This is a genomic window from Pseudobacillus wudalianchiensis (assembly GCF_001685015.1).
In the GTDB taxonomy this organism is placed as follows: Bacteria; Bacillota; Bacilli; order Bacillales; family Domibacillaceae; genus Pseudobacillus; species Pseudobacillus wudalianchiensis.
In genome coordinates this window covers 739,683-763,041 of record NZ_MAYT01000001.1, presented here as the reverse complement: position 1 = coordinate 763,041, position 23,359 = coordinate 739,683, and the positions used below count along the sequence as shown (strand labels likewise).

Sequence of the window (23,359 nt, the reverse complement as noted above, 5' to 3'; positions counted from 1 at the left end):
TGGCTTTGTTTTAGGTGTCTAGTTGTTAATTTATTAAAATACAATTTTTTTAAATCTTACTATTATTCATTGAAGGGCAAACCCCGTGAAAGCGGGCGACGCAAAGCCACGGGCCTACAGCAGTGCTCCTGCCAAGGCAGCCGGGTTGCCAAATTGAGCTCATCTCAGCTTGTATATAGAAAGATGGCCTTCTCTGAATGCATTTTAAACTCTTAGTGAAGGTGTGAAATATGAATAAATCAGTATTAATAGTAGATGACTCTCTTTTCATGAGAACCTGGCTAAAGAGCATTCTGACCGCTCATAACTATGAAGTATTCGAAGCAGCCGACGGTGTAGAAGCTATAGCCGCCTATGCCCTTTACAAACCTAGTCTCGTTCTCATGGATATTACGATGAATAAATTAAATGGCTTGGAGGCGCTGAAAAAAATTATAGAATTTGACCCTTCTGCCAAAGTAGTGATGTGCTCCTCCCTCGGTCAAAAACAACTGATTATAGAAGCATTGAAGTTAGGAGCCAAGGACTTCATTGTAAAACCATATTTCGATCAGTTAATCCCTATATTAGACAACATTGAGTAACTTACCCAAGAGGGTGCCGTGCAATCGCATCCTCTTTTTCTAGCCATTTATGATTCTCTCTTATTTTTTATTATCTCGCCTCTGTTTCATTGTCTTCTCAGACTATCATTCATTTAAAGCAAATTTAAAAATTAGAAGAGTCATCAATATCACCTTCCCTTTCCAAATATGTATGGCAGAATTAAAATAGAACTAGTAAGCTAAAAACAGAAAGGCGGAAAATATGCATGAAAGATGAACAATATCCGATTGGTTTATTTGAATGTCCATATAACATATTAGAGGCGGACCTTCACTATTGGATCGATGACATAAGATCTTTGCCAAACCGTTTAAAGGCTTTAACCAAAAATTTAGACAAAAAAGAACTAGGTTATACATATCGAGAGGGAAGCTGGACCATTCAACAATTAGTTCATCATATTGCTGATAGCCACATGAATGGCTATATTCGCATGAAATTGGCTTTGACAGAAGAAATTCCAACGGTCAAAACATATGAGGAGTCAAAATGGATGGAGCTATATGACTCTGAGCTGCCTATTAACATTTCGTTAAGCTTACTAGAAGGATTGCACGCAAAATGGGCCTGTTTATTAGAACATTTAACACCTGTTCAACTACAAAGACAGTATAAGTATCCTAATGGTGATGTTATGAGAATCGAACAAAGTATTGCTCTTTATGCCTGGCACGGTAATCATCATTTAGCCCATATCCAGCATGCTTTAAATCGTTAAGAAAACGTTAGTTGAAAGCATGAATTTCTTCTAATTTAATCAAATGATGTAACTTTTTGGTTTCTTCTGTCGAACCTCTTTCTCTTCTTTTTTTCAAGTTGTATAATATATCCGAACGCACACGAACGTGTACTTTCAGATATATGATTAGGAGAGATAGACGTTGATTATCCAGGAAACACTTGAAGAGTTAATGATTCAAATTAATACCGTTCGCCATTTAATGATTTCAACCGGGCTGCAAAAAGGGCTTAATGATTATGAAACTTTAAAATACAGTGAAGAACTGGACAAGCTTATTAATAAATATCAATTAGTTACTTGGCCATGCCACCCTAAGACAACTTAAGAAGTCTCTCCCATTTACATACTTTATAGTTTACTTCTTTGCCAATAGTGAGAAATTTCTCTATCTTTTTGCATATCCCGCCTATTTTTGGGTAAATTACTTGCAATCAGGGTTACACGGCATCCACCTTTACACACCACCAAGAATAACCTTGATTAGCCAGGCGCAGGCCTGGCTTTTTGCTGTTTATTAGTGTTTTGATTCAGTAATCCTAGTTCGTGATCGTCTCTTTTATTCATTGTGTTATAAGAACGGAACTATTTTCCTGGTTATTACCAAACAAAAATATCCATTTATATCCAATTAAATAACTAAATACAATAGTAGCTCATCAGCCTTTCCGTCTATCCCCCAGGTTCCCTACTGACGAAATACCTTTTAAGTAAAATAATCATTAAGACTCTTTCATTTGTTACAAAAATATTTCATAATTGTATTTTGTGGAACGCTGTTACAAAGGAGAATGGTCTTGATTCCAGTTGAACTTATTTGTCATGAACTTAAACGGCTAACGGATGATTATTACAAATGTGAGAATCCTACTATCAGAGAACAAATACATTCTGATATTAAACTTTTAAGCAGAGCCTTATTTCTTGTTGGCCCGTATGAGTAAAAGCTATTAATTCCTCTTTTAACCGGTTCGTTCTTTTAAGACTCACTGCTTTAAAACTGGCTGCCTCTTCCCAAAAATAGGTAGGAGCCAGTTTTTGTTTGTCTTATTCTTTGCATCCATCCAAAATTCCCCTCATATCCACTGTTCAGGTTTTGTCTGTTCACACGACATTCTTCATCATTCATCTACTTTCTTCCATGGAGCCATCTGTAAGTGCACGGAACCAGCTTTTGTCCTCTGAATCTAATGCCATATTGATATGCAGACGTACTAAGTCCTTCATATCTTCCGAAAGAAGCTGACTATCTGCTTCGGCGAGCTGATGATGACTAAATCGCTTCTCACCTTCTACTTTTCCATTTTTCACTACACAAACAAGCGCTCCATAAGAATCCGATTCCAGAATAAATCCTTTTGCATTGCAGGATGTAATGTCTACCCATTTACCTTCTGTATACATCATGGTCGCCTCCTTTTTAACAGACTCTCCACTTTTTTCTAATTTTAGTCGCTAAAAAAGAAGCTGACGGTTAAATCTATAGGTTTCAGCATACCTATGAGGAATATAGGTCTACTCTTTCTGGCTATGGTTCGTTAGGCTCTCTCATTCCTTCTTATGAAACTAATGGAAGAAGCATTAAATCACTAAAGGTTATATTCAATAGATGAAAATTTTGTTAGGATATAAATTGTTAAAGCTATGGGAGGAAAAGTCAAATGGATCATAAATTATCATTAATATTTATTGGTATAGCCGCCTCATTGTGGGGAATTATCGGGGCGTTTGTTACGTATCTCAATGAGCTGGGATTTACCCCTGTTCAAGTGGTCGCGCTGCGTTCCCTAACGGCAGCTTTATTCCTAGTCGTCTACACTTTTTTTAAAAATCGCGATCTGTTAAAAATTAAGGCAGCCGATAGTAAATATTTTGTAGGGACGGGGATTATCAGTATTGTCTTTTTTAATTGGTGTTTGTTTAGTGCGATTGAAGAAACATCCATTTCAATTGCCTCTATTCTTCTTTATACAGCACCTGCTTTCGTCGCTCTTTTCTCTAGATTGTTATTTAAAGAATCACTGACGGTTCGTAAGCTTTCCGCCCTCCTGATTACCTTTATAGGTTGTTCGTTTGTCATTGGGATTTTACCTACTATGAACGAGACCATCTCTTTTTATGGTTTTATTCTTGGGCTTGGATCCGGTTTGTTTTACGCACTTTACAGTATATTCGGGAAATTCGCTCTTAAAAAGTATGATTCTTTGACTGTTACGGTCTTTACTTTTCTGTTTGCCGCAACAGCTATTACGCCATTCAGCGGCGTCTGGCAAGCCGGAACTTTATTATTAAATATGAAAGCTTGGGTATACATAATTGGACTAGGGTTCTTTTCAACTGCGTTGCCATTCATCCTTTATACCAAAGGATTAAGCCGGGTAGAGTCTAGTCAAGCGTCCATCATAGCCACGATTGAACCTGTTGTGGCCTCTCTCGTAGGGTTTTTAATTTTTCACGAAAAGTTAAATGTCTGGCAATATCTTGGCATTGTCTTGGTGATTGCAGCTGTCATTATTGTTCAAGAATCTGCAAAAAAAAGAGAGAAGCAAACAATCGTTTCAAAGAGATCTCCCTCTTAATTACTGAACGCCCTCACATTAGCCGGGGCGTTCTCCTTTACGTTGAGATCACTTTTTATCTATGTGTCATCAACAAGCATAACAGCATACGCTATAAATAAGGAGGCGATCTGTTTTATGAAAAGATATCCCTATAATGATACGAAAGTCAATTCCTTATTCCCGCCCGGCCAGTATTCATACTCCAGTACATTCCCTTCAATTATGCAAAGCTTGTCCCCCTCTTATACTATCCAAGCGGAGCCTGTGTTTCTAGATCACTTGCTCACATATGTAGGCGAGAATATCCATGTTGCTACTGTAAATGAGTCACTAGAGGGAACTTTAACAAGTGTGGCAATTGATCACTTACAGCTGACTGTGGATGATGTAAACTATCATATTCGTTATCCCCATATTATTTACTTCAGAAAAATGTAATCTTCCTCTTAAGATAACGTCTCAAAACGCTCACACTGATAACAAACGTTCGCATTTTTTCATTGCTTGCCTGCAATGCTTACGCCCTTTACTTTGTCAGGTGTCCCATCTAGGAAGATAATCGTTTTTAACTAGCCTGCAGCATCGAAAACAACCTTTGTCTACACTCTCCCTTTGTTTATATGAGCCTCTGCATTATTTCGAACCATTAATTGTATGAATATCCCTTAAAGTATGCTATGGTTATGTATAGAAATGCATCTATTGGAACTTCGCTTAAGTCCTTTCCATTATATTAAGAAAGGAGAGCTAGGATGTCAGTAGATAAGTTAAAAGAGATGTTAGAACTGTTGCGCTATTACAATACTGTAGAGATTACCCACACTTTCAGACATGGTGATCACCCTTTTTTATCCGTCTGTTGCCTAAAAAATACCATTACCTTCCAAATAACCAATATAGAAGAACAAACTGTTCATCATTATAATTGCTTAGAAGAAGCTGCCATAGCGATAGAAAAATTAATTTCTTTTAGGAAACCCTCTTAAACTGTTTAGGGTTTTTTTATTTTTTTACCTCACCTTTCTTATTAATCTCCTTTGCGAGGTTTATTTTCTTTTTTAGCGGGTAAACATAAAATTACCGTTTGTGGATATACTTTCTTAATACTAAAAAGAAAGGAGCGATGAAGATGGCACCTATCGATTATTTTGCTTGGACTGTTTCTATGCTGTTAGGCATTGGCTTTGTTGGCTCTTTAGCTACTTTATCTAGAAGGCCAAAATTCTTTACCAAAAGCGAAAAAAAGTCTTCCCATACGAGTGAATAAAAGTTCTCCACATGCTCTTCCAACTGCAATCATCAACTATATACTCAACCAATCCTTCGTTTCCTTTCTATGTAAATTCCAGCAGCACATACAAGGAGAAGACTGCCTAGGCAGTCTTCTTTTTTATGCCAACGGTAACAAATGATAAAAAAATTTATCCGATGAGTAAAAAAGACAAGCACTTTTGTCGATCTATATAGTGAACGATTAACTCCCAGGGGGAATGCCGTCATGAAGAAAACAATGATTAAGATTGCAGGATGCGCACTGGCATTTAGCTTAGCTGCTGTTCCCACAGTAGATGCAGCCAAACCAGTGACGAAAGGAAAGGTTACCGCTGTCAGCAAAGCACCTCAAAAAGAAACAGCCAAACAAAAAGCTGCAGCCCAACAGCTAACAGCGGTTAATAGAAATATAGACAAAGTAGAGAAAAATGCAGCTAGCCTTATGAATAAAATAGATGAGTTTTACGCAGCCTCTGCCACTCAAGAAACTGAAAAAGGCTTTTTTAAAAGCTTCTCCGCTAAATTAAATGCAAACTCTAAGCAGCTGGATAGCTATAAAAAGCAAATTGATCAAGTTGCTAGAAAATATGGCAAAACGGCTGCCGTAACGGACTCTTACACTAAAGCAGCAAATGTTCAAACGATCATTCAAGAAGAAGTGAATCGTTTAAAAGAACTTCATCAAAATTTTATTCCTGAACAAGCTGCAGAACTACCAGCAGAATCCTAATAAATAAAGACAAGCTTTGGTTCTTTTCCAAGCTTGTCTTTTCTATTTAATATAAGCCGATCCATTATTTTATAAGCCCAAAATTCAATTTATTTTTAAATTGCTTTTCCTTTAATGCGTTCATTTTTTGCTTCCCACTCCTCTCTTAAGAGGGCCATTTCAACATTATTCCAATATTCACTATCGTTCAGTTTACACACTTGGCGTTGGATTCCTTCTCTTTTAAATCCTAACCCCTCATAACAAGCAATAGCCGCTTTATTAAAATCAAACACTCCTAAGCTTACTCGATTTAATCGCAATTCGTCGAAAGCAAAAGGAAGCACTTGATGAAACATTTGTTTAGCCATCCCTTTTCCACGATATTTTTTATAAACAAGTACATAACTGATTCGGCCTAATTCGTGAACATGATCAATCTCTCTTAACGCAATATGACCGACTGTCTTGTTTGAAAGTGGATCTACTGCTTTATAAATATAGCTGCCTTTCTTTTGTTCCATCTCTAAGTAACGCTCAAGTTGTTCTTTTGTCAATGGATAGCTATATGCTCTTCCTGACCACTGCATCATTAATTGTGGAGAATCTATTTCCTTTATTAATCCATCTATATCTCTTTCTGTAAAAGGGATTAACTGAATCATCACATCCGCTCCTGTCCCAAGCCTTTATTATTCTTTGCCATATTCATGCTATCTATTTCCCCTTTCAGCTGTTTAGAAACCCTTCTATTGATTCTTTTGCAACGTTCTTGTGACAATATTCAAACGAAGAAAACCCGGATCTCTCCAGGCTTTCTTCTCCTGTCATTCTTCATGATTTGATGAGTCTTGCTGAATATTTACATGCTGCGGGCGCCGCGGGTAGTTTCCCTTCTCTGAATCATCCGGGCCTGTAAGCGTTCCTCTTTGATCGAGATTTCCATATTCAATCTGGGTTCTCAGTTCGTTTTGCTTCTCTCTTGCCATCATGCTCACCTTTCTCTATAAGGATTCATCCTTCATTATTGACACAGCAAGCTAGACACAAGGACGACAATGTCTATACTTTTTTACTATTTTTTTCTAATCTGTACGACTGTCCAATCGCTTACATTCATTTTTCATATGATGTAGTAACTTCACTAAAAGGAGGTGGAATATATGGGCTACGGTTATGGTGGCGGTTACGGCGGCGGCTGCGGCTTCGCGTTGATCGTTGTGTTGTTTATCCTTTTAATTATCATTGGTGCGTCCTTCATGGGCGGTTACGGTTACTAATTACTAATTGGCAATCTTGTCTTAAAATGAGCTGCAGTTAATCTTCCTCTTTTTAATCCGCCCTCTCTGTTACCCCTTTTTCGTTCGAAAGCCAGACAATACCGATAAGGTGCTGTCTGGTTTGTTTTTTATTCATTCCATGTACAAGCTGGTTCATTATTTGCTCATGCCCTTATCTTTTCCTAAACGTCCATCTTGCATTCCATTTTCCGATGCCATCATTTTCATGGATAAATTCTTTGGTTTAAGTCAAGTTAAGAATGTCGATAGATGGTTTCAAGCACCTGTCGGCTGATTATCCAAAACGTTATCGAATGTCCAAAAGAAAGTTAGGAGGAAGACGCATGATCAGAAAAAGAAACAATGAGCAACATCCGCAGAATCGTGAAAGAGAATTAGGCTTTGACAATTTAAACGTAGAATTTTCAATGGAAGATGATGTGCGGTTTCTTAACGGTTACAACAATGAAAACAACCGCAATCCTCAAAACTGCAACGATCAAAACTGCTGATTATCGTTCTTCTTTCGGTAACGTTTATCAACCAATCATCCCATTATGCTGGCAACGATAGGAGGAACGATACATGGAAATTCGTGAAGGCTTGATCCCAACTGCTTTAGGTACGGCTGTTACAGCTGCAGGATATGCTCTTAAGCAAAAAAACGGTTCAAACAAAATGATTGCCAACACGATTTTTGGCTTTGGTCTCGCACATATTGTCTTAGGTTCTATCGACTTAGTCCAGCATCGTCAGTAACCTATTAAAGGCAGGCATACACTGCCTGCCTTAATCTGTCGCTTTCTTTGTTGCTCGCTTGACTGCGATGCTCTTGTCCTCTTTTGGTTACTCCGCTCCTCTTCAGGTTTGCACCTCGGAGGACAAACGATTTCAATCAGCTCCATGATATATAAAGCAGCCCTTGTGTACAATCTTAGGCAGATATAAATTGGCTGCCTATTTTATCTCGTGAAAAAATTCTTTTTCTATAGCACGAAAAAGAATTTTTTAAAGTAGTTTATTTAATTCTCAAATACTCTGTCAGTTACTTTCACAAATTCCCATAGATGTTCAATCGGGCAGATTCCATAACGCGGTGTATGTGTAAATTCATAGCAGGCATAATTTTTCCAGCTGTGAAGGTTTACTTTTATTTCTTTCTGTTCGTCCTCTAACCAAACAAACTTCCAATTCCCATTCAATAGATGGAGCAGCTGATCACTGGTCTTTACAATTTCAAACGAACTGAATAAATCCGCCATTCTTCCGCCTCCTTATTCACTTACTGTATATGTTCTTCATTTATATGTAAATTCCTTCTAAAAATCTTCCCGGCCTTTACATCTTCCTTCTCTTCGTATCCTATGCCAGAATGCGTCAGAAAAGACTGGTTCATTGTGTAATATTATCAGAAGTTTTGTCGAATACCTTTCTAAAGGCGACAGAAGCGTCCATAATATGTAATGTTGTGCTTTCTTCGTAAAATATATTGGTTCAGGAGAGTTTAGAAATGAAGAGACATGAAATGTTCAATGACTTAGTAGCTGAAATTAATTCAAAACGAAAACTGATGATTAAAATTGGGATGGCTAAGGGGCTTTGCCACTTTGAAACGATTCAATACAGCGAAGAATTGGACAAACTAATTTATAAATATCAATCGTTGATCAAGCTTCCTAACAACTGATTGCTTCACTACCTTCACCTCCCACCCGCTTACTTAAAAAGAAACTTAGGAAAAAGCGAAGGAATATGAGATAATAGGAAGAGAACGAAAAATAAACTATAGGAAGTGACAAGATGGCTTATTATAATAACAGACGAGAAGAGCCCTTGCCAAGTGAAGATATTAGCACATGGGAATGTACGTCAGAAAATTGTAATGGATGGATGCGGAAGGCTTTCTCCTCTGTTGAAACGCCTGTCTGCCCATTTTGTAAAAGCCCAATGGAAAGCGGCACAAGGCATACTCATCCTTTGACAAACAATAGCATACATAAAGAATAAATGGAATCAATCGTTAAAAAATGGAAAAAGTTTATCTTCCACCTTACCAGGCCAATTGAAAATGGGCGAGTGACTTGAAAAAATCGCCCATTAGCAGCCTGGTTTTTTTCTGCTTTTTACTCATACGGTATAAGATAGAATCCTTTGTTTTCCGTCCACTCTCCATAGAAAACGTCAGTTATACAATCGATTCCCTCTTTTTTTAATTCTGATAGCAGCCACTCTTTATCTTTCCCTACTTTGTCTAACTCTTTTTCATCTATTCTTCCCTCGTCTACCAGTAAATACGTTGGTTTGTTTTCCTCTGGTGTAATATTTAGCATAGCTGGTGTAACAGGAGCTTCCTTCACTTTTGGAAGCACACTTAGTGTTCCTCCTGTTTCAAGCGTAGCATGCTCGACTTCCGTTAACGAAAAGTACCCCTGTCTTCGAAGCAATGTCCGCAGCTGCTCTATTTCTATATAATTTTTCTTTAATTCCTTTACATCAACTTTTCCCTTCACAATGATATCGGATGATTCCCCCTTGAGCAGTTTTCTCAGCCAATCTGACTTCATCACCAGTCGTTCGATCAAGTAAATGAGGACTCCCCATAGTAAAACAGCGTATAAAATTTGAAAGACGGAGATTTTCTCGTCGAATATTCCTTCTTCTAAAAAACTTCCAAGGAGAATTAAATAGACAAGGTCAAAAGGTGTGATTTGTGCTAATCCTTTTTTTCCAAGCACTCGAATAACAACTAGTAAACTCACTAATCCGATTATCATCTTTAAAGTAATATCTAGATACATATACTTACCTCCTATAGCCATTTCTATCGCATCTTCATTACCCCATTCCCTATTTATTCTTCTATAAATCTTCCATTTCATTCCTCGGGAAATAGACCGATTGGGACCTAGCCAAAAATTCTGTCTTAAGAGACTGTGATCGTTCTCTAAAAGATGTATTCTAATGAATTTTTCTTTGCACTCTGCTAGCTATGAGTAGTTGATTTTTGCTGCAGGCGAACATTTTACGTTCTAATCAACCATTAAAAGCCAATCTTCACCTTTAACAGCGGCTAAATAAAAAACGAATCTGTTCATCTCTTTAACAGATTCGTTCTCTAAAATGCAATCGCTTATTTAGTTGTGACGGTACTTTCGTTAAGCCAATTAGTCAGCTCTTCGAAGGTATCTGCCGCGTTTTGCCAGCCTAAATCATATAATTTTGTCAGCTTGCGTTGGTTGCGCTCAACCCGGCTCACTTCTAATGGCTGTGATGGGCGAATAACGAAGGCTTTTTTTTCCTTTTCCAGCTGGTTAATGTATTCTATTGTTCGATTATAATGTCGCCATCTTCCTTCTAGCATCCTCACGACTCCTGGATAGCGAGCATATTTGCGCTTTATCATAAAGTGAAGACGAGAAGGTTTTTTCATATACCCCTCATGCTGCGTCAGTACAATCACATTACGGCTGCAGCCGTCCTGCTCTGCTTTCTTTACCGGAATCGGATCGCTCATGCCGCCATCAAGCAGTTCATACCCTTGAAAAGAGACGATTGGCGCTGCAAATGGCAGGGAGCTTGATGCTCTAATTGGGGTTAATAGATCTTCCTTATATTCTTTTCTGCTAAAATAAATTGGTTCACCTGTATGACAATCTGTCGTTCCAATCACAAATTCAGTATCACTTCGTTTAAATTCCTCATAATCAAACGGCACTATTTGATTAGGAATGACGTCAAACACATAATCCATACCAAATAGCTCGCCATTTCTAAAAAAATTCCGTAATGAAATATATTTTGGATCCCGAACGAAACCAATATTTACCCGCTTATTGCGGCCCCATTGTTTGGATATGTAAGACGCTGCATTGCAGGCACCAGCCGAAACCCCAATCACATAGGGAAACTCTATCTTATTTTCAAGAAAAAAGTCGAGCACACCCGCTGTATAAAGTCCTCTCATCCCGCCGCCCTCAAGAACAAGGCCTGTCTTTGTGTGCATGTTCACCCACTCCTTTTCATATTATATTGTATCAAACTCTCTCATTTGAAACGTCCAATTTGCTTGAAGAATTTAGAATATTTTATAAGAAATTTTTTTTATAAAATGCGGTAAAAACCTATTTTCAAACGAGAAAAATTTTTGTATGATAGTCTTAGATTTAAAACAATTTGATGAGTATTAGGGAAGGCAAATGGTGCGCCACCAGCTTCTTCAGCTGGTTCTAGTGGGTTCGATTCCCACCCCGAAATTTTTTGTGAATGCTATGAAAAATTTCGAGGGTGAATTCGGATGCAACAGGACCGGAGTGCCCTCATTTGGAGGGATTTACATGTTAAAGAAGCGCGATGTACATGAAAGTCATGTATTATTTGACTTAATGACGCACCCAGAAGTCTTCCCTTTTGTGCGCCAAAAAGCCCACTCCTATGAAGAGTTCGTATTCGTAACAAAACAAACGATTGAAGCGGAGGAGCGGGGAGAATTAATTTCTCGTACGATCACTGACGAATGGGGCAACCCAATCGGTACGATTAATTTATATGATATCCAAGACGGATGCGGTTTTCTCGGTACGTGGCTCGGCAAACCTTTCCACGGAAAAGGATATAACGCTCCGGCAAAGGAAGCCTTTTTCCATGAGTTGTTTTTTGAACTGAATATGGAAGCAGTCTTTATGCGGATTCGTAAAACAAATACACGATCACGAAAAGCAGCAGAAAAACTTCCTTATGCTATCCTCGCTAACGAGACACGATCCGCGGTCTATTCCCGCATTAATGAAAATGAAGAAGTGTTTGATCTGTTTGAAGTATCCAGGGATTTATTTACTTTTTATACACTGCGCCAGCAGAACGAAGCAACAGAAGAACAAGCATTGGAAGCTTGATCTGTATTATCCCCTAACCTTTCTAACTATCAGTAACATCTTCCCTTTTATACCCCTTCAGCGTCCGCTGGAGGGGTTTTCATATCTATCAGGCAGTCTAACTGCTTTTATGGTATAATTCTCTCATTCTATGTATTGTTGTTGAACGAGGGAGAAAAGAAATGAAACAAACTTTTACCATTAATCAAAAAATCAGGCAGCTCTTGTATATTTTAATTCCAATATTCATTACCCAGTTAGGAATGTTCTCCATGAACTTCTTTGATACGATGATGTCTAGCCGTTATTCTGCGGATGACTTAGCCGGTGTAGCGATTGGCTCCTCCTTGTGGGTTCCTGTGTATACCGGACTAAGCGGTATCCTGCTTGCCATTACGCCCATTGTCGCTCAGCTGGCTGGTGCAAAAAAAACAAAAGAGGTGCCTTTTACCGTAATGCAAGGGATCTATGCCTCTATCGTATTAGCGATCGTTGTTTTTGCCATCGGCAGTGTTGCACTTGATCCTGTTTTAAATAGGATGAACCTTGAAGAAAACGTAAGAGACATTGCCAAAAGCTATGTAGTGGCTTTATCGTTTGGCATTATACCTGTGTTTATCTACGCGGTTCTCCGCTGTTTTATCGATGCGCTTGGCATGACAAAAACGTCCATGGTCATTACCCTCATGTCTTTGCCGCTGAACGTGTTTTTTAATTATGCCCTTATTTTCGGAAAATGGGGACTTCCTGCTCTTGGTGGTGCAGGAGCCGGCTATGCCTCCGCTATTACATATTGGTTGATCATGATCATTGCGGCTTTTGTTATTCATCGTGAGCACCCATTCAACCAATATCAAATTTTCCGTTCCTTTCCTGCCATCTCTTTTGCTAAATGGAAAGAAATTTTATTCATTGGCATTCCGATCGGACTGTCGATTTTCTTTGAAACGAGTATTTTTTCTGCTGTTACGTTATTAATGAGTGAATACAGCACAAAGGTCATTGCGGCTCATCAAGTAGCCATTAATTTTGCGTCGCTTCTTTACATGATCCCTCTCAGTATTTCGATGAGTTTGACGATCATCGTCGGCTTCGAGGTAGGAGCTTCTCGTTTGAGAGATGCCAAAATCTTTAGTTGGCTCGGTGTAGGAACAGCCATCTTCTTTTCCTTGTTATGTATCACCCTGCTTCTGCTGTTTCGTGAACAAATTGCCTCATTCTATACAAAAGATGCGGAAGTACTTAAGCTCACGACTCATTTCTTATTTTTTGCTGCTTTTTTTCAGTTATCCGATGCTATTCAAGCACCTGTCCAAGGAGCCTTGCGTGGCTATAAGGATGTTAACACAACGTTTGTGATGACAATGATCAGCTATTGGGTCATTGGTCTTCCATTAGGATATTATCTAGCTAATACGACACACCTTGAGGCATATGGCTACTGGATAGGCTTAATTTCTGGCTTAATAGCCGGTGCTGTTACCTTATCTACACGTCTACTTCTCATCCAGCGTAAAAACTTTCGGGCTGATAAATCGGTTAATAATGCCTCAACCTGAATGACTTAAAGAGCAATAAGACAAAGAAAAACCGGAGGAATGCTAAATGTTCCGCCGGTTTTTTCGTCTGACTAGGATAAAGAAGATAACGTAAAGTAACGCAGCTTCTCCCCAAGTAAACGGCCATTTGCCAATAGCCTAAAACAAATATCTTTATATCGTACTATCGTAGTCCGCGTGATAAATTTTCCCCAGGACATCTTGGCCGCCTGTAACAGGAATGGTACTGCCCGTTATAAAGTCAGCATCATCCGAAATGAGAAAGGAGACGACTCTTGCTAAATCTTCTCCTGTTCCCGGACGGCCAACAGGGACCATCGAGCTCGTCTCGCGTTTTGCATGGGCAATCGTCTCTTCCTTCCAATGATCCGCAATGTCCCCCGGACAAATCATATTAGCCGTAATTCCATTTTTCGCTTCTTCCATGGAGATTGTTCTTGTGAGGGAAGCAAGGCCTGCTTTTGCTGCGGCAAAAGCAGAACGGTAAATCCAGCCCGGTGCTGTTTCTACCCGGTCATATCCAAAGGTGACGATTCTTCCCCAGCCTTTGGCACGCATATACGGCAACGTTAACTTTGTTAAATAAAAAACACTGTTTAAATTCCCATTTATCATATATTGCCATTCATCCCACTCATACTCATCCATTGTTTTTCGCAACGGGACATACGGACCGGCATTATGTATCAAGATATCGATTCCATTAAAAGATTCCATGGATTGATGGATTAGCTTTTCACAATCTGCCTTATTGGAAATGTCTCCTTGGACAGCGATGGCTTTGATTGCGAAATTTTCTGATAAATTTTTCGCCAGTTTTTCTGCTTCTGTCTTGCTGGAGCGATAATTAATAATAATATTACACCCCTGTTCAGCAAGCACAGCAGCCGTACACTTTCCAATTCCTCTTGAACCGCCTGTGATTAGTGCTATTTTCCTCCCCATGACATCCTCTCCAAAAAAATGATTTATATAGATTATACTAATCATCCTTTTTGAAATATGCAAATATAACCGAAAAAAGCACCGTGAATCCACGGTGCTCCTGCTTCTTATTTACCGATAAACATTTGTGTCCAAATATTTCCGTTTTCAACATAACCAACGCCAATATGTGTATAGTCTTTATTTAGAATATTCGCACGGTGTCCAGGGCTTTCCATCCAAGCTTTTACTACTTCTGCAGGTGTACGTTGTCCTTTTGCAATATTTTCTCCTGCTGTACGATACGTGATGCCAAATTGTTTCATCATGTCAAATGGAGATCCATAAGTTGGGCTAGTATGAGAGAAATAGTTTTTTGCTAGCATATCTTCTGATTTTTTTCTAGCTACTGAGCTTAACTGGGTATCAGCTTTTAAAGGCTGTAATCCAGCTTTTTGACGCTCTTGATTTGTAAGGTCAACTACTTGTTGTTCGAATGCACTTAATCCAGCTGTTGTCTGTGACGGTTTGCTTGGTGCTGGAGTAGTAGTTTCCGGTGCTGGTTTTGTTGTTGGTGCTGGTTTTGCTTCTGGAGCTGGCTTTGTTGTTGGTGCCGGTTTTGCTTCCGGAGCTGGCTTCGTTGTTGGTGCTGGCTTTGCTTCCGGAGCTGGTTTTGTTGTCGGCGCTTGCTGTGCTGGCTGTTGTACTGTCCAGCCATACTGTTTTAAAATCCATTGCCAATCTACATTTCCTTTAGCAAACTGTTGTGCTACTTCTTTAGGAATCACAACTTGTCCAGTTTGACACTGAACCTTTACTGTTGGCTTTGAAATTTCTGCTGCTTCTGTTTTATTAACGAACGGAGAAGCAAACAATGTTAATGACGCTGCTAATGAAACAACTACTTTTTTATTCATGTAAACTTCACTCCTATTTCTTCTTTTTTTGACAGTAAAATCGTAACATGATTTTTTTGTAATAAGAGAGGCAATTCATAGCAAAAAAACCAGTTCTCTTTTTGAAAAAGAACCGGTGGCTGCTAGAAATCTATTAAGTTGGCTCAGCCTTGAGATATCAACATTTACCGCTGATTTCACAAATAAGAAATTATAAGGGGACCTTCCATAGGTAAGGGTCGTCTTCATAAAATTGGAACGTTTTATTTTTTAAAAAAAGGGAAAGAAAAAGATGTTTTTTTCAAAAAAGACATTATCATGACAACCCCGACGATTTTTTCATATTACTTTAACAAAAGAGGAATATTTATTGGAATTTTTTCTATTCAAGCAGTGATCATTAGTAAGGTTTTTCTCTGTTTACAATATCTACAAATCGCTTATCATGGAATTATATAATTTTACTGATTAGAGGGCGTGGATCTTTACAGAGGTACGAAACTTCAATATTAAAAGCCGGTATCCCTTCTATATCTAGGGGAGATACCGGCTTTTAATTTTTCATTATTTAAACCTTTATCTTTAATGGAATCATTTTTTAAGAAGCGGAGCTGCTCTGCTTCTCTTTCAGTATTTCGATCGCCTTTTCCTTTTGTGTATCGTTTTCTTGGATCTTTTCTCTTAGATCTGTCATTAACTGAACAGTCGTGTCACCTGACAGTACACCAGTTTGTTCAATGCCTGATTTTTTCTGGAACTCTTTTACCGCTTCTTCCGTTGCTTTATCGAAAAAGCCATCTACTTTACCAGGATGATATCCAAGCGCTTCGAGCATTTTCTCTCCATTTTTCACTTCTTCTGACAAGCTGTCAAGCTTTAATTCACTATCAGGGTTAAGATAAGGTAGATTAGCATAATCAGGAAGCTTCACTTCTATATCTGGCTTTATTCCTTTTTTATGAATCCAATTGCCGTTTGGCGTTAACCATTTGGCCGTTGTGAACTTCATGTTTGATCCGTCCTTGAAATCCTCTGCCGTCTGTACGGTTCCTTTTCCAAACGTCTTTTCTCCAATTAGAGTAACACCAGCAGATTCCTTCATAGCTGCTGCAAAGATTTCTGAAGCACTGGCGCTTCCGCTGTCCACTAGCACGACAACTGGAACCGTGACTTTCTTTTTGCTGTCAGATACCATTTTTTCACGTCTGCCTTGATTATCCTCTACTTGAAATAACACTTTTCCTTCTGGTACAAACATATCCGTCATCTCAACTGCTTGATCAAGCAGCCCTCCCGGATTTTGCCGTACATCGAGCACCATAGATTTCATGCCTTTTTTCTCCATTTCTTCTATGGCCTTTTTCAGCTCGGCTGCCGTATGCTCGGAGAAACTTGTAATTTGAATGTGCGCTACCTTGTCATTGTTCATCTCAGCATAAACCGTCTCGATTGGAATTTCATCACGTACAATCGTGATTTCCATTGGCTCTTTTGTTCCAGCACGCTGTACTTTCAACTTCACTTTTGTTCCTTTTTCGCCTCTGATTAATAATACAGCCTCTGAAGAACTCATCCCCTCCAGGCTCTTTCCGTCTACCGCCATAATTCGATCATTTGGACGAAGACCTGCTTTTTCTGCAGGTGAGCCTTTAATCGGCGAAACGATTTTAATCATGCCTTTTTCTTCTTGTATTTCTGCCCCGATGCCTTCGAAGGAGGAGGAAACACTTTCATGGAATTGACTAGCTTCTTTTTTATCCATGTAATCGGAATAAGGATCATCAAGAGAATCGAGCATGCCATTAATGGCCCCATTTATCAGCTTTTCTTCATTAATGTCTTGATAATAGTTTTTTTCCAATTTATCGTAGGCTTCATATAGCTTTTCAAATTCTCCACGCGGCTTCATGCCGACTTCTGCTGCCTTTTCTCCTCCAAAGGCAAGAGCGAGCGTAGTAATGGCCGCTGTCGCGAATACGAGGAAGAATACAAGCATAATAAAGTGAAATTTCTTCAACCGAATGTAAGGAGATGGATGCTTGCCACTGGGTTGATCGGACTTGTTTTCATCCATGATGCTCACCGCTTTCCATGCTTAATGTTCGTTTATTCAACTCTTACATTCTATCAGTTTTCAATTGAATTAAAAAGAAAAAACCTCTCCTGCCTATAAGAGGAGAGATTAATGTATGAACAAATACTGCCTATCCTTGTTACTTACCTGCCCACAATGATCATGGGCATTCCTATGCATCAAATTCACATTTTAAAACACTAGCTGCTTCCATCAACTTAATCCTCATCCTTCTGAACAGAGAAAGAAACAGAACGCCTGTCTATATTTTCTCTACGTTATTAAAGTACTCCTCAAGCGTCCAGCCATGCCGAAAAATTTCTTCGGCTGCTTTTACGCCAACATAGCGAAAATGCCACGGCTCATACATATACTCCGTTACTTTTTCCTTCCCTTTTGGATAACGTAAAATAAATCCATATTTATGAGCATTATTCGCCAGCCATTGGCCTTCTTTCGTCGTTTCAAACGATTGCAGTAAATCGAAATTGACACTTTCCGCTGATATATCCATCGTGAGCCCTGTCTGATGCTCACTTTGTCCAGGAGGGGCAACTGCCTGAGCTGCTTTTTCGAAGGAACCTGCTGATGCTATTTGATTATTCATGATTTCTACTTGTCTCTTGTAAGAACGGTAACCCGAAACAGCGAATAATTGAATCTGTTCCTGTTTGGCGCCAGCAAACATTTTTTCAAGCGCCTCAGCAGCTTCTTTTCTCATGTGGCTTTTTTCAATATCCTGTTCTCCAAATGAAAAAGCTACTTTCGGACGTACTAAATCAGGCGGTGTATAATCTCCTGGCAAAGAAAATTGTTTATTCACAAGCACCATTATATTTTCAGGGTTTGTGATGACTTTTTTGCCATTTACTTCTTTTATTTTATTAAAGTAGGCGGCCTCCAGCTTAGGACCAGCAGAAGCTTCTTTTGCCGGCGACTGTTTTTCTGATACATTCTTTTCCTGATGACTTTCCTGCTTTTCTTTTCCGTCTAGCTGCTGACAACCACTAAGCAATAGAGCAGCGGTTAGTAGCCATCCTGTTTTTTTCATTTCATCACCTTATTTTCCACTAAAATTCCTTAAATCTTCTACAGGACGTTTGTTGAGCATTCAAAGGAAAACCAGCCCGTTAACAGGCTGGCTTACTGTTTATGAAGGAATGTTTAAAACACACCCCTTACTTTACTCTTGAATAGCTGCTTCAAGGGCCACTTCAATCATTTCATTAAATGTTGTTTGGCGCTCAGCGGCAGTTGTTTCTTCCCCTGTTAAAATGTGATCACTTACCGTTAGGACAGACAGCGCTTTGCGGCCATATTTTGCGGCCAATGTATAAAGAGCAGCTGTTTCCATTTCAATCGCTAAAATGCCATAGTTAGCCCATTTTTCATGCTCGGCATTGTCATTATAGAACATATCCGCTGTAAACACATTTCCTACCTTTAATTGAAGCCCTTTTTCAGTACCGGCATCAAATGCTTTCTTTAGCAGATCCCAGTTTGCGGTCGGAGCGTAGTCCACCCCATTAAATGTGAATCGGTTCATCTGGGAGTCGGTGGACGCACTCATCGCTAAAATAACGTCACGAACGTGTACATCTTTTTGGATAGCCCCACATGTACCGACACGGATTAAATTTTGGACATTGTAACTTTGCATAAGCTCGTTTATGTAAATGGAAATAGACGGAACTCCCATCCCTGTTCCTTGTACAGAGATTTTTTTACCTTTATATGTTCCTGTATAACCAAACATATTTCTAACTTCATTGTAACAAACCGGATTTTCTAAAAATGTTTCCGCAATATATTTTGCCCGCAGCGGATCTCCTGGGAGCAGGACCGTTTCCGCTATTTCATTTTCTTTTGCACCGATATGAATACTCATTGTAAACCCTCCTAAATAATCTCTGACTGCTTTCATTATTGTAATTCTTTTTAGAAGGGTCTGCAATGAATATGAGTACTTCCCCAATCCTTTCACTAGTTAAGCGTATCTAGCAATTTCGTTCTTGAGCTTTTCGTCTAAACGTGGCACATCCTGAGAAGTGACGGTAAGTCTCAAAAGTGTTTCATCCATTTCAAGCGCCTCGACAAATAATCCGCCGATGCTCCTCGCTTTCCGGTCAACCTGGATGAGCAACTCTGCTTTCTCCTTAGCCTGCGCTAAAAAACTAACTTCTAGTTCGTCTAGCTTGCCGCGAAATGGACCGCTTGTCGGAACAAATTCAAATTCTTGTACAAATGGGAAACGGCTCCCTATCCGTTTGGATGCTTGTTCGCACTCTACCTCCCGCAGCCGGAAACCGAGTTGGCCGATGGCATCAAGCACCGAAGCTGCCAGCGTTGTCGGACGCACTTCGATGTAATCTTTATCTCCAGGATCAGCAGCATTTTTAATATCAAGCCCAGTCGCCACCCAGACACGCGTGTTGCCATAAGTAATTGGCGTATCGATTGGCAGCTCCATCGAGAAAGGAATGGATTTCTTTTCATTAATGCCTATTTTAAACGGTTCATTTAACTTATGTTTTTTTACCGCTGCATGGTCGGTATATTTGCGGTCATCTGCTTCACGGATAAAAGTCGTATATACCGTTAAATAAATAGAATCAATTTGTTGTTCAGTACTTCCTCCGGATATTTCTACTTCTCCTCTAATTGTTTCCCCAGCTGTGTATTCTGGCTTTTCGAGCTTTGTGTCTACTTTAGCCGCTCCAATTCCTATACTCGCTAATACTTTATTGAAAAATGACATTTCAATTCCCCCTTTTCTATTTATACATTCATTTAACATACGCTGCTTTCCTTGAAAAGTTTCACATTCATTCATTTGTTCTAAAAAAAGAGACTGCCTGCAAGTCCCCGCTTTCACTCTTTTGCTAGAGTGCTGCTCTTTGGTTCTTTGCTCTAGGCAATCTCTTACTCTTTTTCTTCTTCGATATAACGATCCCACGCCTCATCAAATATGGCCATGCTTGATAAATAAAAACCATTCAACTCTAAATAGCGGCTTAATTCATCATACTGGCTAGCCATTTTGGGGAAGCTGTGATCATGGAATGCATGATTCGCGAACTCCGCCAGTTCATCTCTCGGCGGCTCTTCGCGAAATTTCATTAAATAGTGAAAAAATGACTTTCGCAAAACCCCATCTCCTTTTTCACTCAATATAAAGGAAGAAGGCATTTCGTGTAAAGAACATTTTTTTAAAAATGAGGGCATTCCTTATTAGCGATGTTCTGTAAAAGAGAACCTCTTTTATTCTTCATCGAATAACGATAACAGCTCAGCGTAGCCTTCTTCCTTCATCTTTTCTTTTGGAATAAAACGCAAAGCGGCTGAATTGATGCAATAACGCAAACCTGCAGGCCCCGGCCCATCCGGAAAAACATGGCCGAGATGAGAATCCGCTGTCTTGCTTCTGACTTCTGTGCGTACCATGTTGTAGCTTAAATCCTGATTCTCTGCAATCTCCTCTTCTTTAATTGGTTTCGTAAAGCTTGGCCAGCCACACCCAGCATCATATTTGTCTCGAGATGAAAATAAAGGCTGGCCGGAGATAATATCGACATAAATTCCATCTTCAAAGGTGTTCCAGTATTCATTATGGAAAGGAGGCTCCGTTCCATTTTTTTGTGTGACTTCGTATTGAAGCTTGCTTAGCCTTTGCTTTAATTCTGGCTGATTATCTTTCAATTTTCTTCCCTCCCCAATGGTTACGAATAAAGGCTGCTCTTCCTGACCCTTGGTGATAGGCCTCATAATGAGCTGGATTTTTCTTATAGTAATGTTGATGATATTCTTCTGCTGGATAAAATGGCTTTGCCGGCAAAATTTTGACCGTGATCGGAACAGGAAAGCGCCCGCTCTTGTTCAACTTTTCTTTAGACTCTTCCGCAAGACGGCGCTGCTCTTCCGTACGATAAAAAATAGCCGGCTGATAAGACTGGCCCCGATCATAGAACTGGCCGCCAATATCTGTCGGATCAATGTTCATCCAGTAAATATCGAGTAAACGCTCATATGGAAAAACGTCCGGATCATACGTAATTTCTACCGCTTCGTAATGACCGGTCGCTTCACTGCATACTTCTTCATACGTTGGATTTTCAGTAAATCCTCCGGTATATCCAGATTCGACTTTTTTAATGCCCGGCTGCTCGTCAAACGGCTTTACCATACACCAAAAACAGCCTCCGGCAAAGATTGCTTTCTCTTCCATCTGTTATCACCTCTTAGGAAAGTAATACCCTATTTTAACCATTTTAAATGATTTTGCAAGAAAGGGATATCATTCAGCTCACAAAAAAAGCTGCCCTGATAAAGGACAGCTCAAGCTGTTGACAAATATTTGTTTTCATCCAGCTAGATAATATCACTATTGTTCTATCGGCAGCTGGAATGTAAAACGGATATCATCCTTTTTAAGATCGATACGATCCGCTCGCACTCTTAAATCGCTTTCCAGCTTCATTTTATCCAAAGAGATATAAATCAGCTCATCACTAGGCATAATTTTGACCCAGTCGGGAAAATGGTAAGCATCTCTTGCCGTTTTTAATACGTAAGACACTGGCAAATTAATTTTACCGACCTTAATCCCTTTTTGCCGAAGGACGACGTTTCCATTTTTCAACGCTTCCGGCTCAAATGTTAATTTATAATCGATCCGCTCAGAGAATACGGCTATATCTCCATATAACTCTACTTGATCACGCAGATACACATTGTAATCAACGAAGCTTTTGGCTTTTTCTTTTTCTATAAATGCTTTTATGACTCTATTTAAATCTTCTTTATTGGATTGTACATGAAACTCAACTGCCTCTTTTTCTGGAGAAGCTTTTGGAAGCGGCTCCTCTTTTATCGGTGACAACAAACCGATAAGAAGGACAAGAACCACCACTACATTTATCGCAAGCAATCCTAAAAACGCTAATTTCCAACCTTTCTTCATTCGCTCTCCTCATTTGCGTAAATAATTTTTTTGTTTGTTAGTTCCTCTAGCTTTTGTCCGTCAATCGTTTCAAATATTCTATTTGCTATCAGTTCATATCCTTTATCATTCGGATGAAACTGATCATTGTATAAAAGATTCTCCTTCGTGTTTTTAAAAAGATCTTCCACAGGAACGAAGCATGTTTTATCGTACTGCTCGACTACCTCTTTGCTTCCTTCATTCCAATCAGCTATAATCGCTTCTACTTCTTTTACGTTACCCAACACTTTCAAAAACGGATTATAAAGACCTATTAAGACGACGCCTGCGTCTCTGTTCTGCTTTCTAACCGATTGGATAATGTCGTCAAGGCGCTTTTCATAAGATAAACGCTGTCTATCAAACTCTTTGACATTTAGTTGTGTAAAATTATCTCTAAATACTTTCATCACATCATTTCCACCGATTGTAATAATGACAAGATCAGCTTTCTTTAAGGAGTCTTTTACTTCCTGCTGGCTGAGCCTTTTCAGCAGTTGATCAGTACGATTGCCTTTTACGCCATAATTCACAAAACGGGCTTTCTTCACTTCAGCGAGCTGCTCCAGCCGGTTTTGCAAATAAGGAATATAGCCGCCGCTTTCTGTACTGTCTCCAACTCCTTGCGTTAAAGAGTCACCAATCGAAACGACGTTTAAATTTTTTGGAATGATTTCTGCTGTTTCGTTCGGAAATGTGGAACAGCCTGTTAAACTGAACACAAAGGTGAAGAAAATGATCCACATTTTTCTCAAGTTGTTCACCCCGCAGTTTGAATTATTCATATTATAGCATATTCCTTTTTTAGAAGAGGTATGGACTACACTTTCTAAATAGGCTCTTGAACGATTGTATAGTATAATATGTTTAACTGTATAGCAAAAACA

The 23,359-nt window shown here is 39.2% G+C and carries 32 protein-coding genes and 1 riboswitch; of the genes, 15 read left to right on the top strand and 17 right to left on the bottom strand.

The features are described from left to right. The first annotated feature begins 65 nt into the window (after positions 1-65). A riboswitch (cyclic di-GMP riboswitch) is annotated at positions 66-153 on the top strand. Between the two features lie 77 nt (positions 154-230). From A8F95_RS03935 to A8F95_RS03925, 3 genes are all read left to right on the top strand, one after another. Then, positions 231-584 (top strand): response regulator, encoded by a 354-nt coding sequence (locus A8F95_RS03935; RefSeq protein ID WP_065409299.1) that lies wholly within the window; start codon positions 231-233, stop codon positions 582-584. Between the two features lie 227 nt (positions 585-811). Next, positions 812-1,324: a YfiT family bacillithiol transferase gene (locus tag A8F95_RS03930; RefSeq protein WP_065409298.1), complete on the top strand. Its 513-nt coding sequence runs from the start codon at positions 812-814 to the stop codon at positions 1,322-1,324. A 163-nt stretch (positions 1,325-1,487) separates the two neighbouring features. Then, positions 1,488-1,673, top strand: coding sequence for an aspartyl-phosphate phosphatase Spo0E family protein (locus A8F95_RS03925; RefSeq protein WP_049662712.1), 186 nt, complete (start codon positions 1,488-1,490; stop codon positions 1,671-1,673). Between the two features lie 797 nt (positions 1,674-2,470). Here A8F95_RS03925 and A8F95_RS03920 read toward each other — a convergent pair. Continuing rightward, a complete protein-coding gene (locus A8F95_RS03920; RefSeq protein WP_141676220.1) occupies positions 2,471-2,752 on the bottom strand; it encodes a hypothetical protein in 282 nt (93 codons plus the stop codon). A gap of 254 nt (positions 2,753-3,006) precedes the next feature. Between A8F95_RS03920 and A8F95_RS03915 the strand changes: the two genes are divergently transcribed. From A8F95_RS03915 to A8F95_RS03900, 5 genes are all read left to right on the top strand, one after another. Beyond that, positions 3,007-3,924 carry a DMT family transporter gene (locus A8F95_RS03915; protein WP_065409296.1) on the top strand — a complete coding sequence of 306 codons (918 nt, stop codon included), beginning with the start codon at positions 3,007-3,009 and terminating at the stop codon, positions 3,922-3,924. A 117-nt stretch (positions 3,925-4,041) separates the two neighbouring features. Next, entirely contained in the window at positions 4,042-4,344 is a 303-nt protein-coding gene (locus A8F95_RS03910; RefSeq protein ID WP_065409295.1) for a DUF2642 domain-containing protein, read from the top strand. A 314-nt stretch (positions 4,345-4,658) separates the two neighbouring features. Next, positions 4,659-4,892, top strand: coding sequence for a hypothetical protein (locus tag A8F95_RS03905; RefSeq protein ID WP_065409294.1), 234 nt, complete (start codon positions 4,659-4,661; stop codon positions 4,890-4,892). A 143-nt stretch (positions 4,893-5,035) separates the two neighbouring features. Further along, positions 5,036-5,173, top strand: coding sequence for a hypothetical protein (locus A8F95_RS22295; RefSeq protein WP_176713607.1), 138 nt, complete (start codon positions 5,036-5,038; stop codon positions 5,171-5,173). Positions 5,174-5,404: 231 nt separating this feature from the next. Then, a complete protein-coding gene (locus A8F95_RS03900; protein ID WP_065409293.1) occupies positions 5,405-5,908 on the top strand; it encodes a hypothetical protein in 504 nt (167 codons plus the stop codon). A 95-nt stretch (positions 5,909-6,003) separates the two neighbouring features. On the opposite strand, the gene A8F95_RS03895 is transcribed toward A8F95_RS03900, so the two are convergent. Together A8F95_RS03895 and A8F95_RS22290 are read right to left on the bottom strand one after the other, a co-directional pair. Next, entirely contained in the window at positions 6,004-6,552 is a 549-nt protein-coding gene (locus A8F95_RS03895; RefSeq protein ID WP_065409292.1) for a GNAT family N-acetyltransferase, read from the bottom strand. Between the two features lie 162 nt (positions 6,553-6,714). Next, on the bottom strand, positions 6,715-6,879 hold the full coding sequence (locus A8F95_RS22290; RefSeq protein WP_176713606.1) for a hypothetical protein: 165 nt from the start codon (positions 6,877-6,879) through the stop codon (positions 6,715-6,717). Positions 6,880-7,050: 171 nt separating this feature from the next. Here A8F95_RS22290 and A8F95_RS21540 point away from each other — a divergent pair, with 171 nt between their 5' ends. The 3 genes from A8F95_RS21540 to A8F95_RS03890 all read left to right on the top strand — a co-directional run bounded on the left by A8F95_RS21540 (position 7,051) and on the right by A8F95_RS03890 (position 7,926). Beyond that, positions 7,051-7,167 (top strand): YjcZ family sporulation protein, encoded by a 117-nt coding sequence (locus tag A8F95_RS21540; protein WP_077247194.1) that lies wholly within the window; start codon positions 7,051-7,053, stop codon positions 7,165-7,167. Between the two features lie 344 nt (positions 7,168-7,511). Next, positions 7,512-7,679, top strand: a complete 168-nt coding sequence (locus tag A8F95_RS22285; RefSeq protein WP_176713605.1) for a hypothetical protein — start codon at positions 7,512-7,514, stop codon at positions 7,677-7,679. Positions 7,680-7,752: 73 nt separating this feature from the next. Then, positions 7,753-7,926: an asparagine synthase gene (locus A8F95_RS03890; RefSeq protein ID WP_065409291.1), complete on the top strand. Its 174-nt coding sequence runs from the start codon at positions 7,753-7,755 to the stop codon at positions 7,924-7,926. A 263-nt stretch (positions 7,927-8,189) separates the two neighbouring features. Here the strand turns inward: A8F95_RS03890 and A8F95_RS03885 are convergent, their stop codons facing one another. Then, complete coding sequence (locus A8F95_RS03885) at positions 8,190-8,429, bottom strand: hypothetical protein (protein WP_049662735.1); 240 nt, start codon at positions 8,427-8,429, stop codon at positions 8,190-8,192. A gap of 248 nt (positions 8,430-8,677) precedes the next feature. Between A8F95_RS03885 and A8F95_RS21535 the strand changes: the two genes are divergently transcribed. Both A8F95_RS21535 and A8F95_RS21530 read left to right on the top strand, forming a co-directional pair. Further along, positions 8,678-8,854, top strand: a complete 177-nt coding sequence (locus A8F95_RS21535) for an aspartyl-phosphate phosphatase Spo0E family protein (protein WP_077247193.1) — start codon at positions 8,678-8,680, stop codon at positions 8,852-8,854. A gap of 113 nt (positions 8,855-8,967) precedes the next feature. Then, positions 8,968-9,174, top strand: coding sequence for a cold-shock protein (locus A8F95_RS21530; RefSeq protein WP_077247192.1), 207 nt, complete (start codon positions 8,968-8,970; stop codon positions 9,172-9,174). Positions 9,175-9,290: 116 nt separating this feature from the next. On the opposite strand, the gene A8F95_RS03880 is transcribed toward A8F95_RS21530, so the two are convergent. Together A8F95_RS03880 and A8F95_RS03875 are read right to left on the bottom strand one after the other, a co-directional pair. After that, on the bottom strand, positions 9,291-9,965 hold the full coding sequence (locus tag A8F95_RS03880) for a DUF421 domain-containing protein (protein WP_065409290.1): 675 nt from the start codon (positions 9,963-9,965) through the stop codon (positions 9,291-9,293). A 332-nt stretch (positions 9,966-10,297) separates the two neighbouring features. Further along, positions 10,298-11,170, bottom strand: a complete 873-nt coding sequence (locus A8F95_RS03875; RefSeq protein WP_065409289.1) for a patatin-like phospholipase family protein — start codon at positions 11,168-11,170, stop codon at positions 10,298-10,300. Positions 11,171-11,501: 331 nt separating this feature from the next. Here A8F95_RS03875 and A8F95_RS03870 point away from each other — a divergent pair, with 331 nt between their 5' ends. Both A8F95_RS03870 and A8F95_RS03865 read left to right on the top strand, forming a co-directional pair. After that, positions 11,502-12,059: a GNAT family N-acetyltransferase gene (locus A8F95_RS03870; protein WP_049662742.1), complete on the top strand. Its 558-nt coding sequence runs from the start codon at positions 11,502-11,504 to the stop codon at positions 12,057-12,059. Positions 12,060-12,220: 161 nt separating this feature from the next. Beyond that, complete coding sequence (locus A8F95_RS03865; RefSeq protein WP_065409288.1) at positions 12,221-13,597, top strand: MATE family efflux transporter; 1,377 nt, start codon at positions 12,221-12,223, stop codon at positions 13,595-13,597. Positions 13,598-13,750: 153 nt separating this feature from the next. Here the strand turns inward: A8F95_RS03865 and A8F95_RS03860 are convergent, their stop codons facing one another. The 11 genes from A8F95_RS03860 to A8F95_RS03810 form a co-directional block, all read right to left on the bottom strand. Next, positions 13,751-14,542, bottom strand: coding sequence for an SDR family oxidoreductase (locus tag A8F95_RS03860; RefSeq protein ID WP_049662747.1), 792 nt, complete (start codon positions 14,540-14,542; stop codon positions 13,751-13,753). 107 nt (positions 14,543-14,649) lie between these two features. After that, a complete protein-coding gene (locus tag A8F95_RS03855) occupies positions 14,650-15,438 on the bottom strand; it encodes a CAP domain-containing protein (protein WP_065409287.1) in 789 nt (262 codons plus the stop codon). 577 nt (positions 15,439-16,015) lie between these two features. Beyond that, a complete protein-coding gene (locus A8F95_RS03850; protein WP_065409286.1) occupies positions 16,016-17,491 on the bottom strand; it encodes a lmo1851 family serine protease in 1,476 nt (491 codons plus the stop codon). A gap of 262 nt (positions 17,492-17,753) precedes the next feature. Continuing rightward, positions 17,754-18,542, bottom strand: coding sequence for a M15 family metallopeptidase (locus A8F95_RS03845; RefSeq protein WP_065409285.1), 789 nt, complete (start codon positions 18,540-18,542; stop codon positions 17,754-17,756). A gap of 132 nt (positions 18,543-18,674) precedes the next feature. Next, positions 18,675-19,379: a purine-nucleoside phosphorylase gene (gene deoD, locus A8F95_RS03840; protein ID WP_065409284.1), complete on the bottom strand. Its 705-nt coding sequence runs from the start codon at positions 19,377-19,379 to the stop codon at positions 18,675-18,677. 99 nt (positions 19,380-19,478) lie between these two features. Further along, complete coding sequence (locus tag A8F95_RS03835; protein WP_065409283.1) at positions 19,479-20,249, bottom strand: sporulation protein; 771 nt, start codon at positions 20,247-20,249, stop codon at positions 19,479-19,481. A 164-nt stretch (positions 20,250-20,413) separates the two neighbouring features. Beyond that, positions 20,414-20,680, bottom strand: a complete 267-nt coding sequence (locus tag A8F95_RS03830) for a YozE family protein (RefSeq protein WP_065409450.1) — start codon at positions 20,678-20,680, stop codon at positions 20,414-20,416. A gap of 72 nt (positions 20,681-20,752) precedes the next feature. Then, positions 20,753-21,190, bottom strand: coding sequence for a peptide-methionine (R)-S-oxide reductase MsrB (gene msrB, locus A8F95_RS03825; RefSeq protein WP_065409282.1), 438 nt, complete (start codon positions 21,188-21,190; stop codon positions 20,753-20,755). Beyond that, positions 21,180-21,716 (bottom strand): peptide-methionine (S)-S-oxide reductase MsrA, encoded by a 537-nt coding sequence (msrA, locus tag A8F95_RS03820; RefSeq protein ID WP_065409281.1) that lies wholly within the window; start codon positions 21,714-21,716, stop codon positions 21,180-21,182. The genes msrB and msrA overlap by 11 nt, the downstream gene beginning before the upstream one ends. Positions 21,717-21,872: 156 nt before the next feature. Then, on the bottom strand, positions 21,873-22,451 hold the full coding sequence (locus A8F95_RS03815) for a YpmS family protein (protein ID WP_065409280.1): 579 nt from the start codon (positions 22,449-22,451) through the stop codon (positions 21,873-21,875). Further along, entirely contained in the window at positions 22,448-23,218 is a 771-nt protein-coding gene (locus A8F95_RS03810) for an SGNH/GDSL hydrolase family protein (protein ID WP_049666576.1), read from the bottom strand. Before A8F95_RS03810 ends, A8F95_RS03815 begins: the two co-directional genes overlap by 4 nt. Positions 23,219-23,359 lie beyond the last annotated feature (141 nt).